At 40.4% G+C, this 18,735-nt stretch carries 15 protein-coding genes and 1 pseudogene; 14 read left to right on the top strand and 2 right to left on the bottom strand.

The features are described 5' to 3' along the window. The first annotated feature begins 2 nt into the window (after positions 1-2). The 8 genes from pseC (at position 3) to WA381_RS10135 (ending at position 9,547) form a co-directional block, all read left to right on the top strand. Positions 3-1,160 (top strand): UDP-4-amino-4,6-dideoxy-N-acetyl-beta-L-altrosamine transaminase, encoded by a 1,158-nt coding sequence (gene pseC / locus WA381_RS10170; protein ID WP_156086974.1) that lies wholly within the window; start codon positions 3-5, stop codon positions 1,158-1,160. Next, entirely contained in the window at positions 1,157-1,855 is a 699-nt protein-coding gene (gene pseF / locus WA381_RS10165) for a pseudaminic acid cytidylyltransferase (RefSeq protein ID WP_156086973.1), read from the top strand. Before pseC ends, pseF begins: the two co-directional genes overlap by 4 nt. Next, a complete protein-coding gene (gene pseG / locus WA381_RS10160) occupies positions 1,855-2,952 on the top strand; it encodes a UDP-2,4-diacetamido-2,4,6-trideoxy-beta-L-altropyranose hydrolase (protein ID WP_156086972.1) in 1,098 nt (365 codons plus the stop codon). Before pseF ends, pseG begins: the two co-directional genes overlap by 1 nt. 1 nt (position 2,953) lies before the next feature. Further along, positions 2,954-3,439 (top strand): UDP-4-amino-4,6-dideoxy-N-acetyl-beta-L-altrosamine N-acetyltransferase, encoded by a 486-nt coding sequence (pseH, locus tag WA381_RS10155; RefSeq protein WP_156086971.1) that lies wholly within the window; start codon positions 2,954-2,956, stop codon positions 3,437-3,439. Between the two features lie 12 nt (positions 3,440-3,451). Continuing rightward, positions 3,452-4,498, top strand: coding sequence for a pseudaminic acid synthase (gene pseI, locus WA381_RS10150; protein ID WP_156086970.1), 1,047 nt, complete (start codon positions 3,452-3,454; stop codon positions 4,496-4,498). A 67-nt stretch (positions 4,499-4,565) separates the two neighbouring features. Further along, on the top strand, positions 4,566-7,382 hold the full coding sequence (locus tag WA381_RS10145) for a glycosyltransferase (protein ID WP_156086969.1): 2,817 nt from the start codon (positions 4,566-4,568) through the stop codon (positions 7,380-7,382). A 108-nt stretch (positions 7,383-7,490) separates the two neighbouring features. After that, complete coding sequence (locus tag WA381_RS10140; RefSeq protein WP_231506576.1) at positions 7,491-8,210, top strand: hypothetical protein; 720 nt, start codon at positions 7,491-7,493, stop codon at positions 8,208-8,210. A gap of 20 nt (positions 8,211-8,230) precedes the next feature. Beyond that, on the top strand, positions 8,231-9,547 hold the full coding sequence (locus WA381_RS10135) for an alginate O-acetyltransferase AlgX-related protein (RefSeq protein WP_156086968.1): 1,317 nt from the start codon (positions 8,231-8,233) through the stop codon (positions 9,545-9,547). Between the two features lie 527 nt (positions 9,548-10,074). Here WA381_RS10135 and WA381_RS10130 read toward each other — a convergent pair. Further along, complete coding sequence (locus tag WA381_RS10130; protein ID WP_156086967.1) at positions 10,075-10,848, bottom strand: hypothetical protein; 774 nt, start codon at positions 10,846-10,848, stop codon at positions 10,075-10,077. Continuing rightward, complete coding sequence (locus tag WA381_RS10125) at positions 10,845-11,888, bottom strand: GSCFA domain-containing protein (protein WP_156086966.1); 1,044 nt, start codon at positions 11,886-11,888, stop codon at positions 10,845-10,847. The genes WA381_RS10130 and WA381_RS10125 overlap by 4 nt, the downstream gene beginning before the upstream one ends. 276 nt (positions 11,889-12,164) lie before the next feature. Here WA381_RS10125 and glmS point away from each other — a divergent pair. The 6 genes and pseudogenes from glmS to rfbB all read left to right on the top strand — a co-directional run bounded on the left by glmS (position 12,165) and on the right by rfbB (position 18,688). Then, positions 12,165-13,741, top strand: a pseudogene (gene glmS, locus WA381_RS10120) (glutamine--fructose-6-phosphate transaminase (isomerizing)). Positions 13,742-13,807: 66 nt separating this feature from the next. Next, a complete protein-coding gene (gene glmM / locus WA381_RS10115) occupies positions 13,808-15,148 on the top strand; it encodes a phosphoglucosamine mutase (RefSeq protein WP_156086965.1) in 1,341 nt (446 codons plus the stop codon). A gap of 12 nt (positions 15,149-15,160) precedes the next feature. Further along, positions 15,161-16,045, top strand: a complete 885-nt coding sequence (gene rfbA, locus WA381_RS10110; RefSeq protein WP_156086964.1) for a glucose-1-phosphate thymidylyltransferase RfbA — start codon at positions 15,161-15,163, stop codon at positions 16,043-16,045. Between the two features lie 75 nt (positions 16,046-16,120). Next, the gene (gene rfbC / locus WA381_RS10105; protein WP_039226629.1) at positions 16,121-16,666 is read left to right on the top strand and encodes a dTDP-4-dehydrorhamnose 3,5-epimerase; all 546 of its coding nucleotides are present in this window, start codon (positions 16,121-16,123) and stop codon (positions 16,664-16,666) included. A gap of 35 nt (positions 16,667-16,701) precedes the next feature. After that, complete coding sequence (gene rfbD / locus WA381_RS10100) at positions 16,702-17,571, top strand: dTDP-4-dehydrorhamnose reductase (protein WP_156086963.1); 870 nt, start codon at positions 16,702-16,704, stop codon at positions 17,569-17,571. 34 nt (positions 17,572-17,605) lie between these two features. Further along, the gene (gene rfbB, locus WA381_RS10095; protein WP_156086962.1) at positions 17,606-18,688 is read left to right on the top strand and encodes a dTDP-glucose 4,6-dehydratase; all 1,083 of its coding nucleotides are present in this window, start codon (positions 17,606-17,608) and stop codon (positions 18,686-18,688) included. Positions 18,689-18,735: the final 47 nt, after the last annotated feature.

Below are 18,735 nucleotides of genomic sequence, written 5' to 3'. Positions count from 1 at the left end.
TTATGATTCCATATGGAAGGCAATCTATAAATCAGTTGGACATGGATGCAGTACTTGAAGTACTGCAGTCCGATTTTCTAACTCAGGGCCCTAAAGTTCCAGCCTTTGAAAGGCGAGTCGCCGACTACACTGGAAGTAAATTTGGTATTGCTGTCAATAGCGCCACCTCTGCGCTCCACATTGCCTGTCTCGCATTAGGCTTAAAAAAAGGGGACTTGGCATGGACCACTCCAAATACATTCGTAGCTTCAGCTAATTGTGTACTCTATTGTGGAGCAGATATCGATTTTGTCGATGTTGACGAAAGAACTTATAATATGTGCCCCGATTTGCTAGAGCAAAAACTTGAAAGAGCAGAAAAATTTGGCAAATTACCTAATGTTGTAATTCCAGTTCATTTCGCAGGCCAGTCTTGCGATATGAAACGGATTTGGGAGCTAAGTCAAAGGTTCGGTTTTAAAATCATTGAAGACGCTTCACATGCAATTGGTGGAAGTTATCTAAACGATAAAGTCGGATCTTGCAGATATTCCGATATAACCGTTTTTAGTTTTCATCCAGTGAAAATAATAACGACAGCAGAGGGTGGAGTTGCGACAACTAATGACGAATCTTTAGCGGAAAGAATGGCGCTTTTCAGAAGTCATGGGGTTACTAGAGACACAAAGCTTATGGCTACTGCAGCTGAAGGGGAATGGTACTATGAGCAAATAGAGCTTGGTTTGAATTATCGTATGACAGAAATTCAAGGGGCTCTAGGTTTGTCTCAAATGGGCAAGTTAGATAGCTTTATTGAAAAAAGACACTTACACCGAAAAGCTTACGACGAATTGTTGAGTGAATTGCCTGTATCTACCCCATTTCAATCCAGTTATTGTTATTCTTCATTGCATCTGTATCCTATACGGCTTAAGCTTTCGAATATATCTAAATCGCGTGGTGAAGTATTTAAATATCTCAGGGTAAACGGGGTTGGGGTGAATGTTCATTATATTCCAGTTCATACTCAACCCTACTATCAGAAAATGGGATTTGAAAAGGGGATGTTTCCCAATTCCGAGCGGTATTACGAGAGTGCCTTGAGCTTGCCACTTTACCAGGATATTACAGAAGATGACCTTCAGTATGTTTGTAAAGTTTTAAGAGAGGGAATTGTGTGAAGCTCTGTATTATACCTGCGCGCGGTGGCAGCAAGAGAATACCAAAAAAAAATATAAGGAACTTTCATGGAAAGCCTCTTATATCTTATTCTATTTCTTCCGCACTTAGCGCTGGTTGCTTTGATGAGGTAATTGTTTCCACTGATGATGCTGAAATCAAAGAAATTGCTTGTGGGGCTGGAGCTGTAGTGCCGTTTATGCGAGAGCCCCAGCTTGCAGATGATTTTGCTACTACGTCATCAGTTATCAAAGATGCGATATTGAAACTTGAGCAAATAGGGATCCATGCAGACGATATTTGTTGTCTTTATCCAACGGCTCCCTTCGTAACTCCTAATAGTATTAATAAGTCGCATGCTGAAATGACTTCATATGGTGCAAGTTATTGTTTTTCTGCAACATCGTTCCCGTTTCCCATACAACGAGCTTTTTCAATTGATGCAAGTGGACATTCAAAAATGTTTTACCCTGAATATCAAAGTACGCGCTCTCAGGACTTGCCGGAAGCTTTTCACGATGCAGGTCAATTTTATTGGGGTAAAAAACAATCTTGGTTAGAAGATGTTCCAATTTTTGGGGCAGCTAGTAGACCATTCATACTTCCAAGATACCTTGTGCAAGATATAGACACTGAAGAAGACTGGAAAAAAGCGGAACTCATGTACTCTCTTTTACATGAAAGTGGAAATCTCTAGTGAAAGTACTTTTAAGAGTTGATTCTTCGATTCGAATTGGCACTGGTCACATTATGCGATGTCTGACGCTAGCGCACGCGCTAGCCAAAAAGGGTGTAGAAATTGTCTTTATCTGCAGAGATTTAGAGGGCAATTTAATAGAAAAAGTGAAGACGTCTGGTTTTAAGGTTCGAGTATTAGCTAGACCTGCTTTAACAAATAGGAAAGTGAAAAAAACTGCAGGAGTCGAGAAATATTTGGAGTGGTTAGAAGTTGAACAAGAAATTGATGCAAGTCAAACCGCAGATATTATTTCAATAGAAAAGCCTGACTGGGTGGTAATAGATCACTATGGAATTGACGAAAAGTGGCAAACGGTCATTTCTAAATATGATTTGAAGATATTAGTTATTGACGACCTATTTAACCGAAAACACATATGTGACATTTTAGTAGACCAAAATTACGGCTCTTTACGAGAAAAATACGAGGATCTCGTACCAAAAAGTTGCCAATTATTTTGTGGTCCCTCATATACTTTACTTCGTTCAGAGTTTAAGTTGCAGAGAAGCTCTAGTCTAAAATATAGAACAACGAACAGTATTTCAACTATTATTGTTTCAATGGGGGGAGTGGACGAGTACAATTATACTGAGAAAGTAATTGACGCTTTGGGAGATTCGCGATTAGTTGGAAAAATCAAGGAAGTTATCATTTTGCTAGGACGGCATTGTCCCCATAAAGATTCTATTAGAAAGGCGGCAACACTAAGCCCACTTAACGTCAATGTTTTAGTCGAAGCAAATAATGTAGCGCAAATACTTTCCAAAGCAGATGTAGCAATAGGTGCAGTTGGCTCTACGACTTGGGAGAGGTTTAGCCTAGGTGTGCCCTCTATCCTTATGGTAATTGCGGCTAACCAAAATGACATAGCGAAAAGGTTAGTAGGCGATAAACTTATTGAATTGGCAGAACGAACTCGTGATATTCCTACAATTTTACTCGCTCTATCAGAAAATAAGACAAGGTTAAAGTTTTTATCTGAAGAGCCTTCAAAGGTTATCGACGCTTTGGGAGCCGATAGAATTACTGAAAAAATGATTGAGTTAAGCGTCTGATATGAGAAAAACTGACTTTGAACCTGATATGATTTCATTTACGAAGCTATCGCACGAAAGAAAAAAAGAACTATTAAAACTGCGAAATCATCCAGACGTTCGAAAATGGATGTATAACTCATCCATAATATCCTTGGCTGAGCATTTAGAGTTTATAGATTCTTTAAAAGGTTCTTCTGATAGGCAATATTTCGCGATTTATTTAACCAACGAATTAATAGGGTCTTTTAATCTTAACTACCTTGATAGCGTTAGAGCTCTCATTGGTATTTACGTTAACCTAGAGTTAACTCAAAAAGGTCTAGGCGCGAAAGTTATAGCAAGTGCGATAGAACACGCTAAAGCTAGTGGTATTAAAGAGTTATTACTTGAAGTATTTAAAGAGAATGATAGAGCAAAAGCTTTTTATGAAAAATTTGGCTTTAAATTAACAGGCCAAAAGAAAATAAATGATATCGATGTTCTGTGCATGTCTAAAGTAATATAGTTTGGAGATTTTGTGAAAAACTTAAATATCAACGGTCGAGAGATTGGTAAAGGCCGTACGCCATACATAATTGCTGAAATGTCAGCAAATCATAATGGTAAAATAGAAAATGCTTTCAAAATAATCGATATGGCAGTTAGTTGTGGGGCTGATGCTTTAAAACTTCAGACATATCGCCCAGATACAATAACCCTCAATTCTACGTCACCTGATTTCATGATTGAGGGAGGCCTTTGGGATGGTAAGAGTTTATATGAACTTTATGAAGGTGCTTATCTCCCATGGGATTGGCATAAGCCCCTATTTGATTACGCTAAGACCAAAGGTATTACCATATTTAGCTCGCCATTCGATAATTCAGCGGTTGATTTGCTAGAGGACTTAAATACTCCCGCATATAAAATAGCTAGTTTTGAAGCAACTGATTTACCGTTGATAAAATATGTTGCATCGACTGGTAAGCCGATGATTATATCTACTGGTATGGCCAATGACGACGAAATAGAAGAAGCTGTATCAGCAGCCTATGAGGGCGGGTGCAAGGAACTCGCGTTATTACATTGCGTCAGTGGTTATCCCGCGCCTGCGAGTGATTACAACCTCTTAACTATAACCGATATGAGGTCGAAGTTTGGAGTCAATGTTGGCCTTTCTGATCACACTTTAGATAATACCACTGCGATAGCGAGCGTGGCCTTAGGGGCTGTCATAATCGAAAAACACGTAACGTTGAGCAGAAAGGGGGGGGGGCCTGACGATTCGTTTTCATTAGAAAAAGAAGACCTTGCTGCTCTATGTAGAGACTCGAAAACGGCGTGGTCGGCTATCGGTAGTATTGATTACGGTAAAAAATCAAGTGAGAAAGCAAATGTTAAGTTTCGTAGATCGCTTTATTTCGTCAAGAACATTAAAGCGGGAGAGGTAATTACGCCTGAGCACATCAGAAGTGTAAGACCTGGCTACGGTGTCGCTCCTAAATATTTCGAAAGTTTAATTGGTAAAATAGTTAAAAAAGATTTCAATGCTTGTGAGCCAGTAACTTTTGATGGTATCGCTTAGACCTTTTCAGTGTTACTTTGTCTTCAACGAGTGTGATGTTCAGCATCGCTGCTACTTTTGATGGTTTATGAGTTCTAAAACTTACTTTGACAGAGATTGGTACCTTGATGCGTATCCAGATGTCGCGGATGCAGGAATAGACCCTCAGGAACACTTTGAAAAGCATGGTCGGAAAGAGGGAAGACTCCCATGTAGCTTACCCGCTATAGCGCTCGAGAAAGAGCTGTGGAGCAATGCTTTTTCACCGACCAAACAGTTAGAGCAATTGCAAAAGCAAGCTGTTTCAAAAAATACTAATGCTGCTTATGCTTACAAGGTACTTTGTGCATTTTTTCTTTTTTCGAGTGAATATGAAAAAGCTTGGAAATATGCTAAAAAGATACTTACTAATCTCAATCTAGCAAAAAGGCTTTTCTATGAAGAAGAGCTTTTTCTTCTAATATTCTCTTCTGCATTTCGCATCGGAAATTTTGACATAGCTGAGAAATTAGTTGGCCGGAGAGATTGGCATGAGTCTGTTTCTAAAAGACTAGCAGCCAGTATGCTGACCATTGGAAATTGTAAACAAGTTATACTAAATAACGTTTTTTCTAATGCTAGTTTGTCTACTATTAACTTAGAAGGCAAAGGTGACAACGTGTTTGACCAACTCGACACAAGTCCTCGCTTCTACCCTGATTTTTCACCAATGAAATGGTTTTTTAGAAAAAAACTAGTTTCTATAATCATACCGGCTTTTAACTGCGAAAAAACGATCGAAACAGCTGTACGGTCTATTCTCAATCAAACATGGCGAAATACAGAAATAATTATCGTCAATGATAGCTCTACAGATAATACTCTAAATGTAGCCAATAGTCTTAGAGATGAAAACCCGAAAGTCCATGTTATAACTAATGATCAAAACTTCGGCGCGTATAAAACGAGGAACATTGGGGTCGAGGCTGCCTCTGGTGATTTTGTCACTGTGATTGACGCTGACGATTGGGCACACCCACAAAAAATTGAAAAGCAGCTTTTCCCTCTTTTTCTCAATTCGTCGCTAATTGCCACTTTATCTCATTGGGTGAGATGTGACAACGACCTGAATTTTGTTTCAATGCGGAATTATAACGGTTGGGTGCATAGAAATGTTTCGTCTTTACTTCTTCGAAAGGATTCTGTCACTATGCTAGGGGGGTGGGACGAGGTAAAAGTGAATGCTGACACTGAGTTCTATGAACGATGTCTTGCTAAATTTGGCCTATCTGCGATTAAGGAAATAATGCCAGGCATACCCCTATCTTTTGGAAGAGTACACACATCGTCTCTTACTCAAAATACTGAAACCCATCTGGTAACTCAGTATGGTGGGATTAGAAAGCAGTATATGGATTTCGCTCGAGTATGGCACAAGAATAGTTCAAACTTGAAGCTTTTAAGCGAACCGAAGCTGCGCACTTTCCCAGCACCTCCTAGCATGTTGCTAGGTCTATCTGAACCTTCATTGATAAGTAAAAACAAGGCGGGTTTTGATAAATGGAGCAAAGCACTTGACGAAAATTGGTATGGGCAAATCTATACTGATGTCAGTTCAATGGGTTTTGGCCTTCACGATCATTTCTGGGACAGAGGGGAGAAAGAAGGGCGATATCCATCCCCGTTATTTGTTCCCCAAGCTTACGCGTATAAGTTTCATTTACGAGGTACAGTTTCTCCGACTTGGCACGCGCTAAACAACAAAGATTGGGATTTTTCTGCACCTGTCTCGATATTGGGGTTTGCGAAGTGCCAAGGTTCAATTCATGTTGCCCTTTTTGGGCATTTTGTCTCTGAGAAAATTTTTGGTGCAGAAAGAAGCTTAGTTGATATGGCAAAGGCAATGAATCAATCTGAAATTGAGGTGACGCTATTCTTGCCTTCTTGCTCTAACGTTTCCTATATTGAAGAATTAAGACAGTTTGTAAGCAAAATAGTCTTCCTACCTTTACCTTGGGCGAACGGAAGAAGACAGCCGATAGAGCCAATAGCACAATATTTAGAATCAGATTTCTTAAGCTTTAGCTACGATTGCGTTTATGTTAACACACTTACACTAATAGAACCTTTGAGTGCGGCTAAAAAGGTGGGTATCCCAAGTGTTATGCATGTGAGAGAGCTCGTTGCTTTCGACCAAGATTTAGCCAAATTACTTCAAGAGTCACCGCAGCTTACTCATGAAAGAGTTATTTCAAGTTGCGATTATTTTATTGCTAACTCTTATGAAACAGCTCATTGGTTGAGAGAGCCAGAACGAACTTCCGTTATTTATAATTGTGTAGATACTCCTTCTTCGCAAGTCCCAATGCCCTCTGGCCCATTGAAAGTATGCATGCTGAGTAGTAATGTGAAGAAAAAAGGTGTAATGGACTTTTTCGAAGTAGCAAGCCTCTGCAAAGAAAGTCGTAATATTCAGTTTACTATTTACGGACCGATCACCAATGAAGTTATCATGGCGGCTCAACGATACCATAATGCTAATGTTATTATAGGGGGCTATGTGGAAAATTCTAAAAAGGCAATGGTTGAACACCATATAGTGTTGGCTCTTTCTCACTTTAAAGAGTCTTTTGGAAGAACGGTAGCAGAAGCAATGTCTTTAGGTCGTGTTGTAGTCGGTTATAAATGGGGGGCCGTGGGCGAACTTGTTGATAACCAATTTGGTATTCTTGTCGAATATAAAAGCACTACTAAAATTGCAGAAGCAGTGCTTAAACTGAACAACAAGCCTGAATTGCTAGCTTCGATAGGAGACTCTGCCGCTCAAAGGGCAAAAGAACTTTTTTCTCGCGACACCTTTGATAACAAGCTAGTAGAACAAGTTATTAAAATTTCAAAGAAATCAGCTAACATTAAGAGTTTTTAGCTATCAATATTAGTTCTATAGTAAGTATATCGAATTTCTTAATTTCTCAGTTTGCTATCTACTTACAAGTTGACGTCGTGTAGTGAACTAAGTTGTAGAAGATTAATTATGTCCTATAAAATCCATCCATTTTGGAGTGTGGAGAAATTACTTTCACCGGCAAAGAGTTCGCTAGGCCACCCTCATCGTAACGTTTTTATACTGTCTCACCATATTCCTAAAACTGCTGGAAGCTCTCTTAGAGTAGCCTTTCAGCAAGCCCTTGGTGTCAGGCGCGTTTACGGTATTTACGCGAATACTGGAGCAAGTACATTGTCAAAAGGAGCGGGAGTATGGGTGCCGTCAAAAGCTAAGGTGCTTCACGGGCATTTTAGTCCGCATAAAAATCAAACCCTAATATTTCCAAACGCAATCAGAACAGTTTGGGTTCGCGATCCTATTGAGCGTTTATGGTCACTAATAGGTCACCTTCTAGCGGCTAAAGAGAGGCATCCACACTACCTTTTGCTGAAATCAACGCTGCCAGAATCTAGCTTAAAGTCGCAAGAAAGCATCGTTAAGGAACTGATTTTAAATAATACCATAGAGCCGTTTACAAATACGTATACTCGATTTTTTAAGGATGTACCGATTGGCAAATTTAGCTTTATTGGCTCAAAACATAGATATGAAGAAGATTTAAAGAAATTGACGAATTTGACCGAAATTAAGTTAAAAACAATGCGACTAAACAGGCGAAGTAGTCAAGAATTTCAGATTCCTAGTAGTATTAAGCGGCTTGAATCATATCTGTTTCATGAATATGAAATTGTAGGTAAATTTTTATAAAACTGAAGAAGGGAACTCTAGTGGCGGTTTATTCAATAATTACTCAGCGAGTAGAGAACGCAACTTCACAGGTTACTCTATGGCATCTCGACTTTCCTTGTATGGACCAATACATTGATGGAGTGGAGTTAACTCGTGACGGGTTGTTATTCCAAGGTTGGCTATTGAACGAGAATGAAAAGTTAGCATCGTTGGTTATTTTAAATGGCGATGAAGTGAGAAACGTACCTCTAAATCGTCCTCGACCAGATGTAATTTCAACAGTTTTAGCACAAAATCCAGAAAATCATGATCTACTTTACTGTGGGTTTTCCGTGAGAGTTAAGTTGAAACATTCGAAGTTTACGCTGGGTCTAATCGAAAATGGCACATTTACTGAGTTAATGAGTGGAGCAGTTGAAGGTAAGTTTCAAGTTTTAGAGGGTAGGGAAGGTTGGCTGTTCCTTGATAATGACTCCAATAAGAGTATTGAACAATATACAGGAAAACTTAAATTATCTCGCACAGCAAAAAATGCGTGGAAAGAGTACTTGGCATCATTAGATAATTTTGCCCGATTATCAGGGACTCCAGTTTGCTTGCTAGTCGCGCCCTCTAAAGAAATGATATATGAAGAGTACTATCCTTATCGCTTTTCAAAGAAAGCGCCAATACAAGAGTTAGTACAGTTAATACCAAAGTCGCTCAATTTTATATTACCAATAAAAGAACTCAAGAATTTAGAGCAGCGATCATTTAGGGTCTGCGATACACATTGGACGCTTCATGGTGCAAGGGTTGCCGCTCAATTGGTTACGTGTAAGTTATCTTTTAAAAGCATCTGTGAGACAGATATTTTCTCCAATGATGTCTATCAAAACAGGATGGCAAGCGGTGATCTTGGTTCAAAGTTGTATCCGCCTCAACTTCACGAAGAACAGAGCCTCATAAATTTTAATTACAGACGTTGTGTTATCTTTGACAACAATGTGGACAATTTTGGTCGCATCTTAGTAATGTTCCATCAGCATGCTATGCTTGATGGAACCTTGTTAATATTCGGTGCATCTTCGTCATATACTATGTTTCATTACCTCTGCCGTTTGTATACCTCTGTTGTATTTGTACACACGGCTGGAAACGTTGATAAAAATATTATAAATGCTGTGAAACCAGATTATATATGTGTTCAGACTAACGCGCGATTTGTAGTAAAAGCTCCTATATTTAGTGATTCAGTAGTTAAATACATAGAGCAGAAAAAAGAAACTGGAAGAACAAAAGCAGCATTTAAAGCTGAAATCATTCCAAGTAAATGTGCTAAATACATCGAGTACTTTGAGCAAATATCAAATTAAAAAAATGGGGAAATTCCTATTTAGTAAAAAAGTTTGGTTGTTTTTCGAAGTGTGTTTTGGACTATTTGGTGTTGATGTGAACCCTTTTAAAACTGTGGTATACACTTTAGAGAGGGGCTGACGATAACTGAATTCAAAGCGGGTACTCCTCATGAACAAGTATCGTTACATAGAGTCACAACGTGCAAAGATCTTGAAAAGCAGTGGAATAGCCATTTCTAGTAAATGTATTTCACTTGGACGTTCTGTAATACTTCTAAAGCTACAGATTTCATCATGTATCATCTCTGACAAAACAAAAAAGCGGCTTCGAATTCTGCGAAATTGCACAGCCGCTTTCTATTAAGTTGTTGATAAAATATTGGACTCGTTCGCAATAAGTATGCCACTGCTAGAGTTCTTCTCTACATTCTCTGATAATCTAGAGAGTTTTGGCCTTTTTGATTGTCAGTTGCATTTAAACTGAGTTTTATGGCCGGTACTGATTTATTTCGCTAAGCGCGATAGAGTGCATCTGTGCTTCATGGCTAGCTAGCTTTTACCCTCAACTTTTCAAACAAGTCTTGCAGAGATAAGGCGCCGAATTCTGCATTCATGTGAAAATGGTCATTACTATTGTGAATACTTTGCATGCCTCTTTTAAGCTTAACTGAACCTTTAGAATAATTTTGTGAGGTAAACATTTTGTCTACTATTGTGCAAGGTGGTTGATGCGCGAAAATTACTGCGCTCTCAGAAAACAGGCTCGAGCAACCGTTTATATAATGGGAATAGCATTTATCCAGTAGGCCTGCTAAGTGATAATAATCATATTCTGTGTCCCCCAAAACGCTGTCTGCGGGTAAGGGGTTAGGGGAGTAGGCAATAGGAGCTGTACTTATTTCCTGTAGCAGCTTAATTATTTGAATCGCATTACTATTATTTAGGATACCATCTAAAGCAGCTAGTAAAAAGCTATCTGAGATAAGTTGTTTGTCTCCTTCACAATCTTTAAAGTATTCAAATGTTCTGTGCTCCTTCAATAAAGCTAACATGTGAACCAAACTAAACCCCATTCCTACTAGGATATAAGCATCCATATCTCCTGGGATGTGACGCATTCCATCAGATGTCCAACTCAAATTGTCGGCTAAATCAGTCTTAGTAGGAGTAAGGCAACCATTTTCGACTTTGAAAAATCGCATCGATGAAGCTGGTGAGCCAAAAAATGTTAACTCTAGATCAGGGTATTGATTTCTTATTTCGCTCCAACCTAATTTAAAGGCTGCTAGATGAGAGTTTCCTATTACACCAATTTTCATTTTTCTCCTCCGGCGAAAGCGTCTAACATTGCTTCTTCACAAATAGGCTGGTCGTCATCAGCTGGTTCATAATGGTCTTCACTTACTGAGTTATGCTCACTAAAAAAAATTTTCATCACTTCAGCAACCCCTTTTCGACTAACATTTCGTTTGTTATTCATGAACAAGGAAGGCCCCAAAAATGGCGTGCTAAATACCTCGTAAGATGGAAAGTAATCAACATACTTAAAGTTTCGATAAGCTTCATCTGCTACTGCTCTAAGAACAGACTTAGATCTGACAGAGGAAAGTAATACATGCTGATTTTCTGCCGTGGCCGTTAGTGGTACAGGGGAGACTGTCAAAATAAACTTCATTCCTTCATTAAACGATCTGGCTAATTTGAAAAATTCAGTTAGATCATTGTACACCTCCATAAAACTGAAGTTATGAAACCGGTATAGTTCGCTATCAAAGTTGCCTGCAATAGTGCCAGGTGCGGTCGGATAGACCAAATCATACTGTTTATTAACCCAAGTCTCTGTTAAACCGAGAGTAAATACAAACACGTCGCAATCTTGAAGTACAGATTTGAAACGCTTAACATGGTCCTCCCTCTGTGAGGTTACTTCATCTGGAGAGTTTAAGCCATTCGGCTCAACATTCGGTCTGAATGCATCATAAAAGCGACCTTTTTTTTCCCAAATGTAGCTTTCTGAGGGTGGAGATAACATGCCAAGAGCCTCTTTTGTAAGCTGAAGCAACTGTCTGGCAGTATATATATTCCCATGACGCGCAGAATAAAGACCATAGCCAAATTTATTTTCAATTTCGCCCCTAATTTGTATGGCTTTTGGGCTTGGTTCCTTGTCTATTACTGTATATCCATTTTTTCTTAAACCTTTCGCAATTTCCTGTGCAAAACAGCTACCAGCTGTCGCTATCTTCTTTCCATCTATAGAGAAACGTTTAGTATAAAAGTTGTTGAGGCCACCAACTGAATCAGGTATGGCCAGCTTCCAAAATTGTCGTTCAGGAAGGTTCAAGTAAGGTGAATTCATAAAATTTCCCGCAATAGTTTAAAGTCGGCACGTTATTTTTTAACATCCGTCTAATCGATTTTATCAAGGTTAAAGCTAAGTAGAGTAGAGAAAACTTTGGTTTTCGTTTTTTTAATCTTCCCTAATTTAACATTAATCCTTTGAAAAGATTTGTCATATTATGCCCTCCTTTATGTATACTCAACAGTCAGCATAAATTTAAGTTAAATACCTTGTTGAAACTAGAAGTAACTAAAATTTCGATAAAGAAATAATCTGGAAATCTACGCTGAGTAAATTATTGTTTTGGGGCCTCTTGAAAATGTCTCATTACTTGAGATATTACTAAAAGGATTAATGAAGTTAGAGTACAAAGAATATGATTCTACTTGGGTAACTTTATTAGACAGGGATGGCGCAAACTAAAGCGCACTCGCAATGGGCTACTCACGTTGGCGTAACTCAATATAATGCACATCCGCATTTTTCTTCTAGCCTAGTAGAAGTGGCTCATAATGGTATTATCGAGAAATATGTCACGTTGCGAAAAGAGCTTGGCGAAAAAGGTTATACCTTTTCAAGTAATACTGACACAGAAACCACTGTGCATGTAGTTCACGATATGCTCAATGATGGTAAGTCTCTATTAAAGGCAGTTCAGAGTGCGGTATCGTATTTCGCCGGCGCGTACAGAGTTGTGTTAGTCGATAAGGGAGACTTTGACACAATGGTATTCGCGAGTTCAGGTAGCCCCTTAGTTATAGAGCAGAGTATGGGTGAAAATTTCATTGCTTCAGACCAATAAGCATTACTACCCGTAACGCGAAGTTTTATATGCTTAGAAGAAAGTGATGTAGCTAAGGTTACGCGCCGTGAAGTGACGATTTTCGACAAAGATTGTAAGCGCGTTGAACGTTAAGTTGTAGAGTTCACCGTAGAACATGATGCAGGTGATAAAGGCGTGTATCGTCACTACATGCTCAAAGAGATTTACGAATAGCCTTCAAGATAGAGTGGATAATATTCACAACATTGACGCGCTATTTGACGATAGTGCAGAAAACGCCTTAAAATAAGTGATATATATGCAAATTATCGCATGTGGAACCAGCTATCACGCGGGCATGACTGCACGATATTGGCTTGGAGAAGATGCAAATGTTTCTTGCTCAGTAGAAATCGCCTCAGAGTTTAGGTCTCGCAAGTCTGCTGCTCACCAAGATAGCTCGTTTGTTACTATTTCGCAGAGCGGTGAAACGGCAGACACATTAGCCCCGTGGCGCTTGGCTAAAGAGCTGGGCTAAATGTCGGTACTTACGATGTGTAACGTGTCAGGCTCACCGTTAGTACGTGAGTCTGATCTTGCATTTATGACTCTAGCCGGTGCGGAGATTGGAGTTACGTCGACAAAGGCGTTTACTACTCAGTTAACAGCGCTTTTAATGCTTACGCTAGCGCAAGATAAATTTAATGGAAAGTCTAGTGAAAGGGCTAGCTCGGTCACTAATGCGATCGAAACCTTTCCTTGCAAGGTTGAGGAGGCTCTCAGCACTGCCGATGTTATCGAGACACTTGCTGAAGAGTTTGCAGACAAGTACCATAGTTTGTGCTTGGGGCGCGGCGCTCAATATCCGATTGCAATGGAAAGCGCTCTCAAACTCAAAGAAATTTCATATATTCACGCTGTAGCATCTGCTTCGGGAGAGCTTACGCATGGCCCTCTGGCGTTGATTGACGGTGAAATTCCAGTAACTGTAATTGCGCCGATTGTTTACACCGTTCCTCTGCTACTTTTCTCATACTACGTAGCATTGATAAAAGGCACTGATGTCGATCAACCTCGAGATCTTGCAAAGTCAGTTACAGTAGAATAGCACTAATATCTTGATAATCGGCCATGGCTTTTTAAGTTGTGGCCTTTCGTTTTTTAGGAAGTAAAAATGTCTCAAAAATATTTTGGCACAGATGGAATTCGCGGGAAAGTTGGCGAGTTCCCAATGACACCAGATTTCGTTATGAAGCTAGGCTGGGCTGCAGGTGTAGTCTTGGCGGCAGACGGTACAAAAGAGGTACTAGTAGGAAAAGATACACGCGCCAGTGGGTATATGCTGGAATCTGCATTGGAAGCTGGTTTATCGGCTGCTGGCGTAAACATTGCTCTAGCTGGGCCTATTCCTACTCCAGCAGTAGCCTATTTAGCTTCGACTTTTAGAGCTGATGCTGGCGTAGTCATAAGCGCATCTCACAACCCATATTACGACAACGGGATTAAATTTTTTGGCCGTAGCGGGGCTAAACTAGGCAGTGAACAGCAGCAGGTAATTGAAGAAAAGCTCCAGTATGCACTAGAAAATGGTATCGATTGTGTTGACTCAGAACGTTTAGGCAAAGCACGAAGAGTTGAAGATGCCGCTGGTCGTTATATCGAGTTTTGTAAAGGTACCTTTTCGAGCGAGCTTAGTTTAGAAGGACTCACAATTGTTGTCGATAGTGCCAACGGAGCAGCATATAAAGTCGCACCTAGTGTATTTGAAGAACTGGGCGCAAAAGTAATTAACATCGCCAATACGCCGAATGGCATAAATATTAATAATGATTGCGGTGCAACTTCCCTCAACTCGTTGAGTAAAGCAGTCACGACAAATAAAGCTGATCTAGGCATAGCCGTTGATGGCGACGCCGATAGAATCATGTTTGTCGACTCTCAAGGTGAGGTTGTTGATGGAGATGAGATTCTCTTTTTAATGGCTCGTGAAGCTAAGCAAGCTGGCTATAAAGGCGGTGTTGTCGGCACACTGATGAGCAACCTAGGCCTTGAAATAGCATTGAAAGAACTTGATATTCCGTTTGTTAGAACAAAAGTTGGGGATAGATATGTCGTCGAGAAACTTAAGGAAACTGGTTGGCGAATTGGGGGGGAAACCTCAGGACATATTCTTAACTTAGATTATGCATTTACTGGAGACGCCATTATCGCTGCGCTACAAATTTTAACCGTAGTAGTAAAAAGTGAATACTCCTTAAGTGAACTAAAAGCAGGGATGACAAAGCTTCCTCAGTGTATGGTGAACGTTCGTCATAACGATCTGGATTCAGTGCTTGATTTAGATGTAGTAAAAGATGAGGTCAGTCGCGTAGAAGAGGCTTTAGGTAAAAATGGACGACTTGTTCTTAGAAAGTCTGGAACAGAACCATTAATTCGTGTGATGATAGAAGCTAGAGATAGGGGGCTTGCTTCTGAGTTAGCCAATAGCTTGGCTGAAGTCATCAGAGAAAATTAAAAAGGAATAACTATGAAACGGAAGGGTATAATTTTAGCAGGTGGTTCTGGCACTCGATTGCACCCATTGACGAAAGTCGTGAGCAAGCAACTGATGCCGGTTTACGATAAGCCGATGATATATTATCCCCTAGCTACGCTTATGATGTCTGGGATAAGGGATATTTTAATTATCACAACACCAGAAGAGCAGAGTCGTTTCATTGAGCTTATCGGCGATGGGAGTGAACTGGGAATTAGTGTTCAATACGCAGTTCAGCCTTCACCCGATGGCTTGGCCCAAGCATTTCTTATAGGTGATAGCTTTATTGGTAATGATTGCTGCACGCTTATTCTTGGTGACAATATCTATTATGGACATGATTTAAAGCGCTCTCTGCAGAGCGCCCATAACCAAGAGCAGGGCGCTACTGTATTCGGTTACCATGTCAATGACCCAGAACGCTATGGTGTAGTTAGCTTCGATGATGACTGGAACGCGCTTTCTATTGAAGAGAAGCCTGCTGTTCCCAAATCTAATTACGCAGTTACAGGGCTCTACTACTACGACAACAGAGTTGTTGATTTCGCGAAAGAGGTAAAACCATCACCTCGTGGTGAGCTTGAGATTACCGATTTAAACAATCTTTATCTAAAAGATGGCGCTCTTAAAGTTGAGTTAATGGGACGGGGCTCAGCCTGGCTTGATACGGGCACTCTAGACTCTCTACTTGATGCAGCGAACTTTGTGGGCGCTATAGAGAAACGTCAGGGCTTAAAAGTATGTTGTCCTGAAGAAGTCGCTTTCAGAATGGGGTATATCGACGCTGAGCAGCTAGAAAAGCTGGCGGCTCCACTTAAGAAGAGCGGTTATGGTGATTACTTATTGAAAGTTCTTAAAGACAGAGTAAAAGTTTAACCTATATTCAAGCTATAGAAGGTGGCATTGCCACCTTTCTTCTTATATTCATTTGCACGCTAGTACGGAAAGTAAATGCAAGTAATCAAGACAGATATCCCCGACGTTAAAGTTATTGAGCCGAAAGTGTTTGGCGATGAGCGCGGCTTCTTTCTAGAAACCTTTCGTACCGATTGGTTTAAAAAAGAATGCGCAGATGTAGACTTTGTTCAAGATAACCATTCTAAATCTCGCCAAGGTATTCTTCGTGGCCTTCATTATCAGATGGAGCAAACTCAAGGTAAATTAGTACGCGTAGTTAGCGGCGAAGTTTACGATGTAGCCGTAGATATGCGTAAAGACTCGCCTACTTATGGCAAGTGGGTAGGCGTTACATTATCTGCAGAAAATAAGCGTCAGCTTTGGGTGCCAGCGGGTTTTGCTCATGGTTTTTACGTAACCAGTGAATCGGCTGAATTCGTGTATAAATGCACAGACTACTATCATCCGGAATCTGAAGTATCGGTAAAGTATAACGACCCAACGTTGAATATTGACTGGCCTTTGGTGAATGGAGAAAAACCTTTGCTGTCTGGTAAAGACGAAACGGGTTTAGCATTTGTAGACGCTCCTACATTCTAATTGTTATTGGGGCTTTTTTTGGGTAATAGCAATTAATGAATATTGTAATTATAGGCAAGTCTGGGCAATTAGCTTTTGAGCTTTCTCGTGAACTAGAAAATAGCCCGCACCAAGTTACGCTTTTTGGGCGCGATGATATTGATATTACAAATAGCGATATCATCGAAGCTTCTTTAGCCCCTCTATCACCAGATGTTTTGATTAACGCGTCAGCGTACACCGCTGTCGATAAAGCTGAAGAAGACACTGAAGCGTGTAACGCTATCAATGCTGTTGCCGTTAAGAATTTGGCGATTTTCTGTAAAGCACATGGCGCCTTTATGGTGCATGTGTCGACCGACTATGTGTTTAACGGTCACAAAGGTTCGCCTTATTTAACAGACGACCCGATTGAACCTCAAGGTGCGTATGGCAAATCAAAAGCAGAAGGCGAAAAAGCACTGCTTGAAATACTGCCAGATGCTAGCTGTCTAATTCGTACCGCTTGGGTTTACTCGTCGCATGGCAATAACTTTGTGAAAACCATGCTGCGTTTGATGAGTGAAAAACCACAGCTTTCTGTTATAGACGACCAAATTGGTACACCTACCTGGGCCAAAGGGTTGGCTGAAGCGTGTGTATTGGCAGCTGAAAATAAAACAGCGGGTGTCTATCATTGGACCGACGAGGGCGTAGCAAGCTGGTACGATTTTGCTATAGCTATTCAAGAGCTTGGAATTGAAAAAGGTCTACTCAGTAGTGATATTCCAGTATTACCAATTCCCTCTAGCCAGTACCCAACACCAGCGAAGCGCCCACACTATAGTGTGTTGGATAAACAAACTGCGCGCGAAGCATTTGCTTCGTGCAAGCCCACTCACTGGCGAAAGCAGTTGTCCGATATGCTTGATGAATTGAAAGCCTAAATGGACACGATAGAATTATACTTTTGGTAAAAAAATGAGTAAAACAATTTTAGTAACAGGTGGCGCAGGGTTCATTGGTTCAGCCGTGGTTCGCCATCTTATAAACGATACAGGCCATACTGTAGTCAATTTGGATAAATTGACCTATGCGGGCAATTTAGAGTCATTAACATCAGTTTCAAATAGCGACCGATATAGTTTTGAGCAAGTTGATATTTGTGACGCTGAAGAAGTAAAGCGCGTGTTCAATACTCACAAGCCCGATATTATTATGCACCTAGCGGCCGAGTCACATGTAGATCGTTCTATCGACGGCCCAGGCGAATTTATTCAGACCAATGTAGTAGGAACATACACCTTACTTGAGCAAGCAAGAGCGTATTGGTCTGCACTAGAAGGCGATAAAAAAGCAGGCTTTAAGTTCCATCATATTTCTACCGATGAGGTATATGGTGACCTTCCTCACCCAGATGAGGTTGAACCAGGAACAGAGCTTCCACTCTTTACAGAAACTACACCGTATGCACCTAGCTCACCGTATTCAGCAAGTAAAGCGAGCTCAGATCAGCTAGTGCGTTCGTGGCTTCGTACATATAAGTTACCCACACTAGTTACTAACTGCTCGAATAACTACGGCCCGTACCACTTCCCGGAAAAGCTTATTCCGTTGGTTATTCTAAATGCGCTAGCTGGAAAGCCGCTGCCTGTATATGGCAAAGGTAACCAAATTCGTGACTGGTTGTATGTTGAAGACCATGCACGTGCATTAGTTGTGGTTGCACTAAACGGCGAAATCGGTGAAACCTATAACATTGGTGGCCACAACGAAAAGCAGAACATTGAAGTAGTGCAAACTATCTGTTCAATTCTAGATGAAGTTAAGCCGAAAGATAGCAAATACGCTGAGCAGATTACCTACGTTCAAGACCGTCCAGGCCACGATATGCGCTATGCCATTGATGCTAGCAAAATTGAGCGTGAGCTGGGATGGAAGCCTCAAGAAACCTTCGAAAGCGGTATTCACAAAACTGTTGAGTGGTATTTATCAAACGAAGGCTGGTGGAAAGCAGTTCTTGACGGCAGTTACCAAGGCGAGCGTTTAGGTACCGGAAGCTGATACCCATACAAGTTTACAAGTGTTAAACTAGAAAGCCGCTTTATATA

The sequence above is a fragment of the Alteromonas sp. CH_MED4-4 genome, assembly GCF_037029575.1.
Lineage (GTDB): Bacteria > Pseudomonadota > Gammaproteobacteria > Enterobacterales > Alteromonadaceae > Alteromonas > Alteromonas macleodii.
This window is presented reverse-complemented; position numbering and strand designations above follow the sequence as displayed.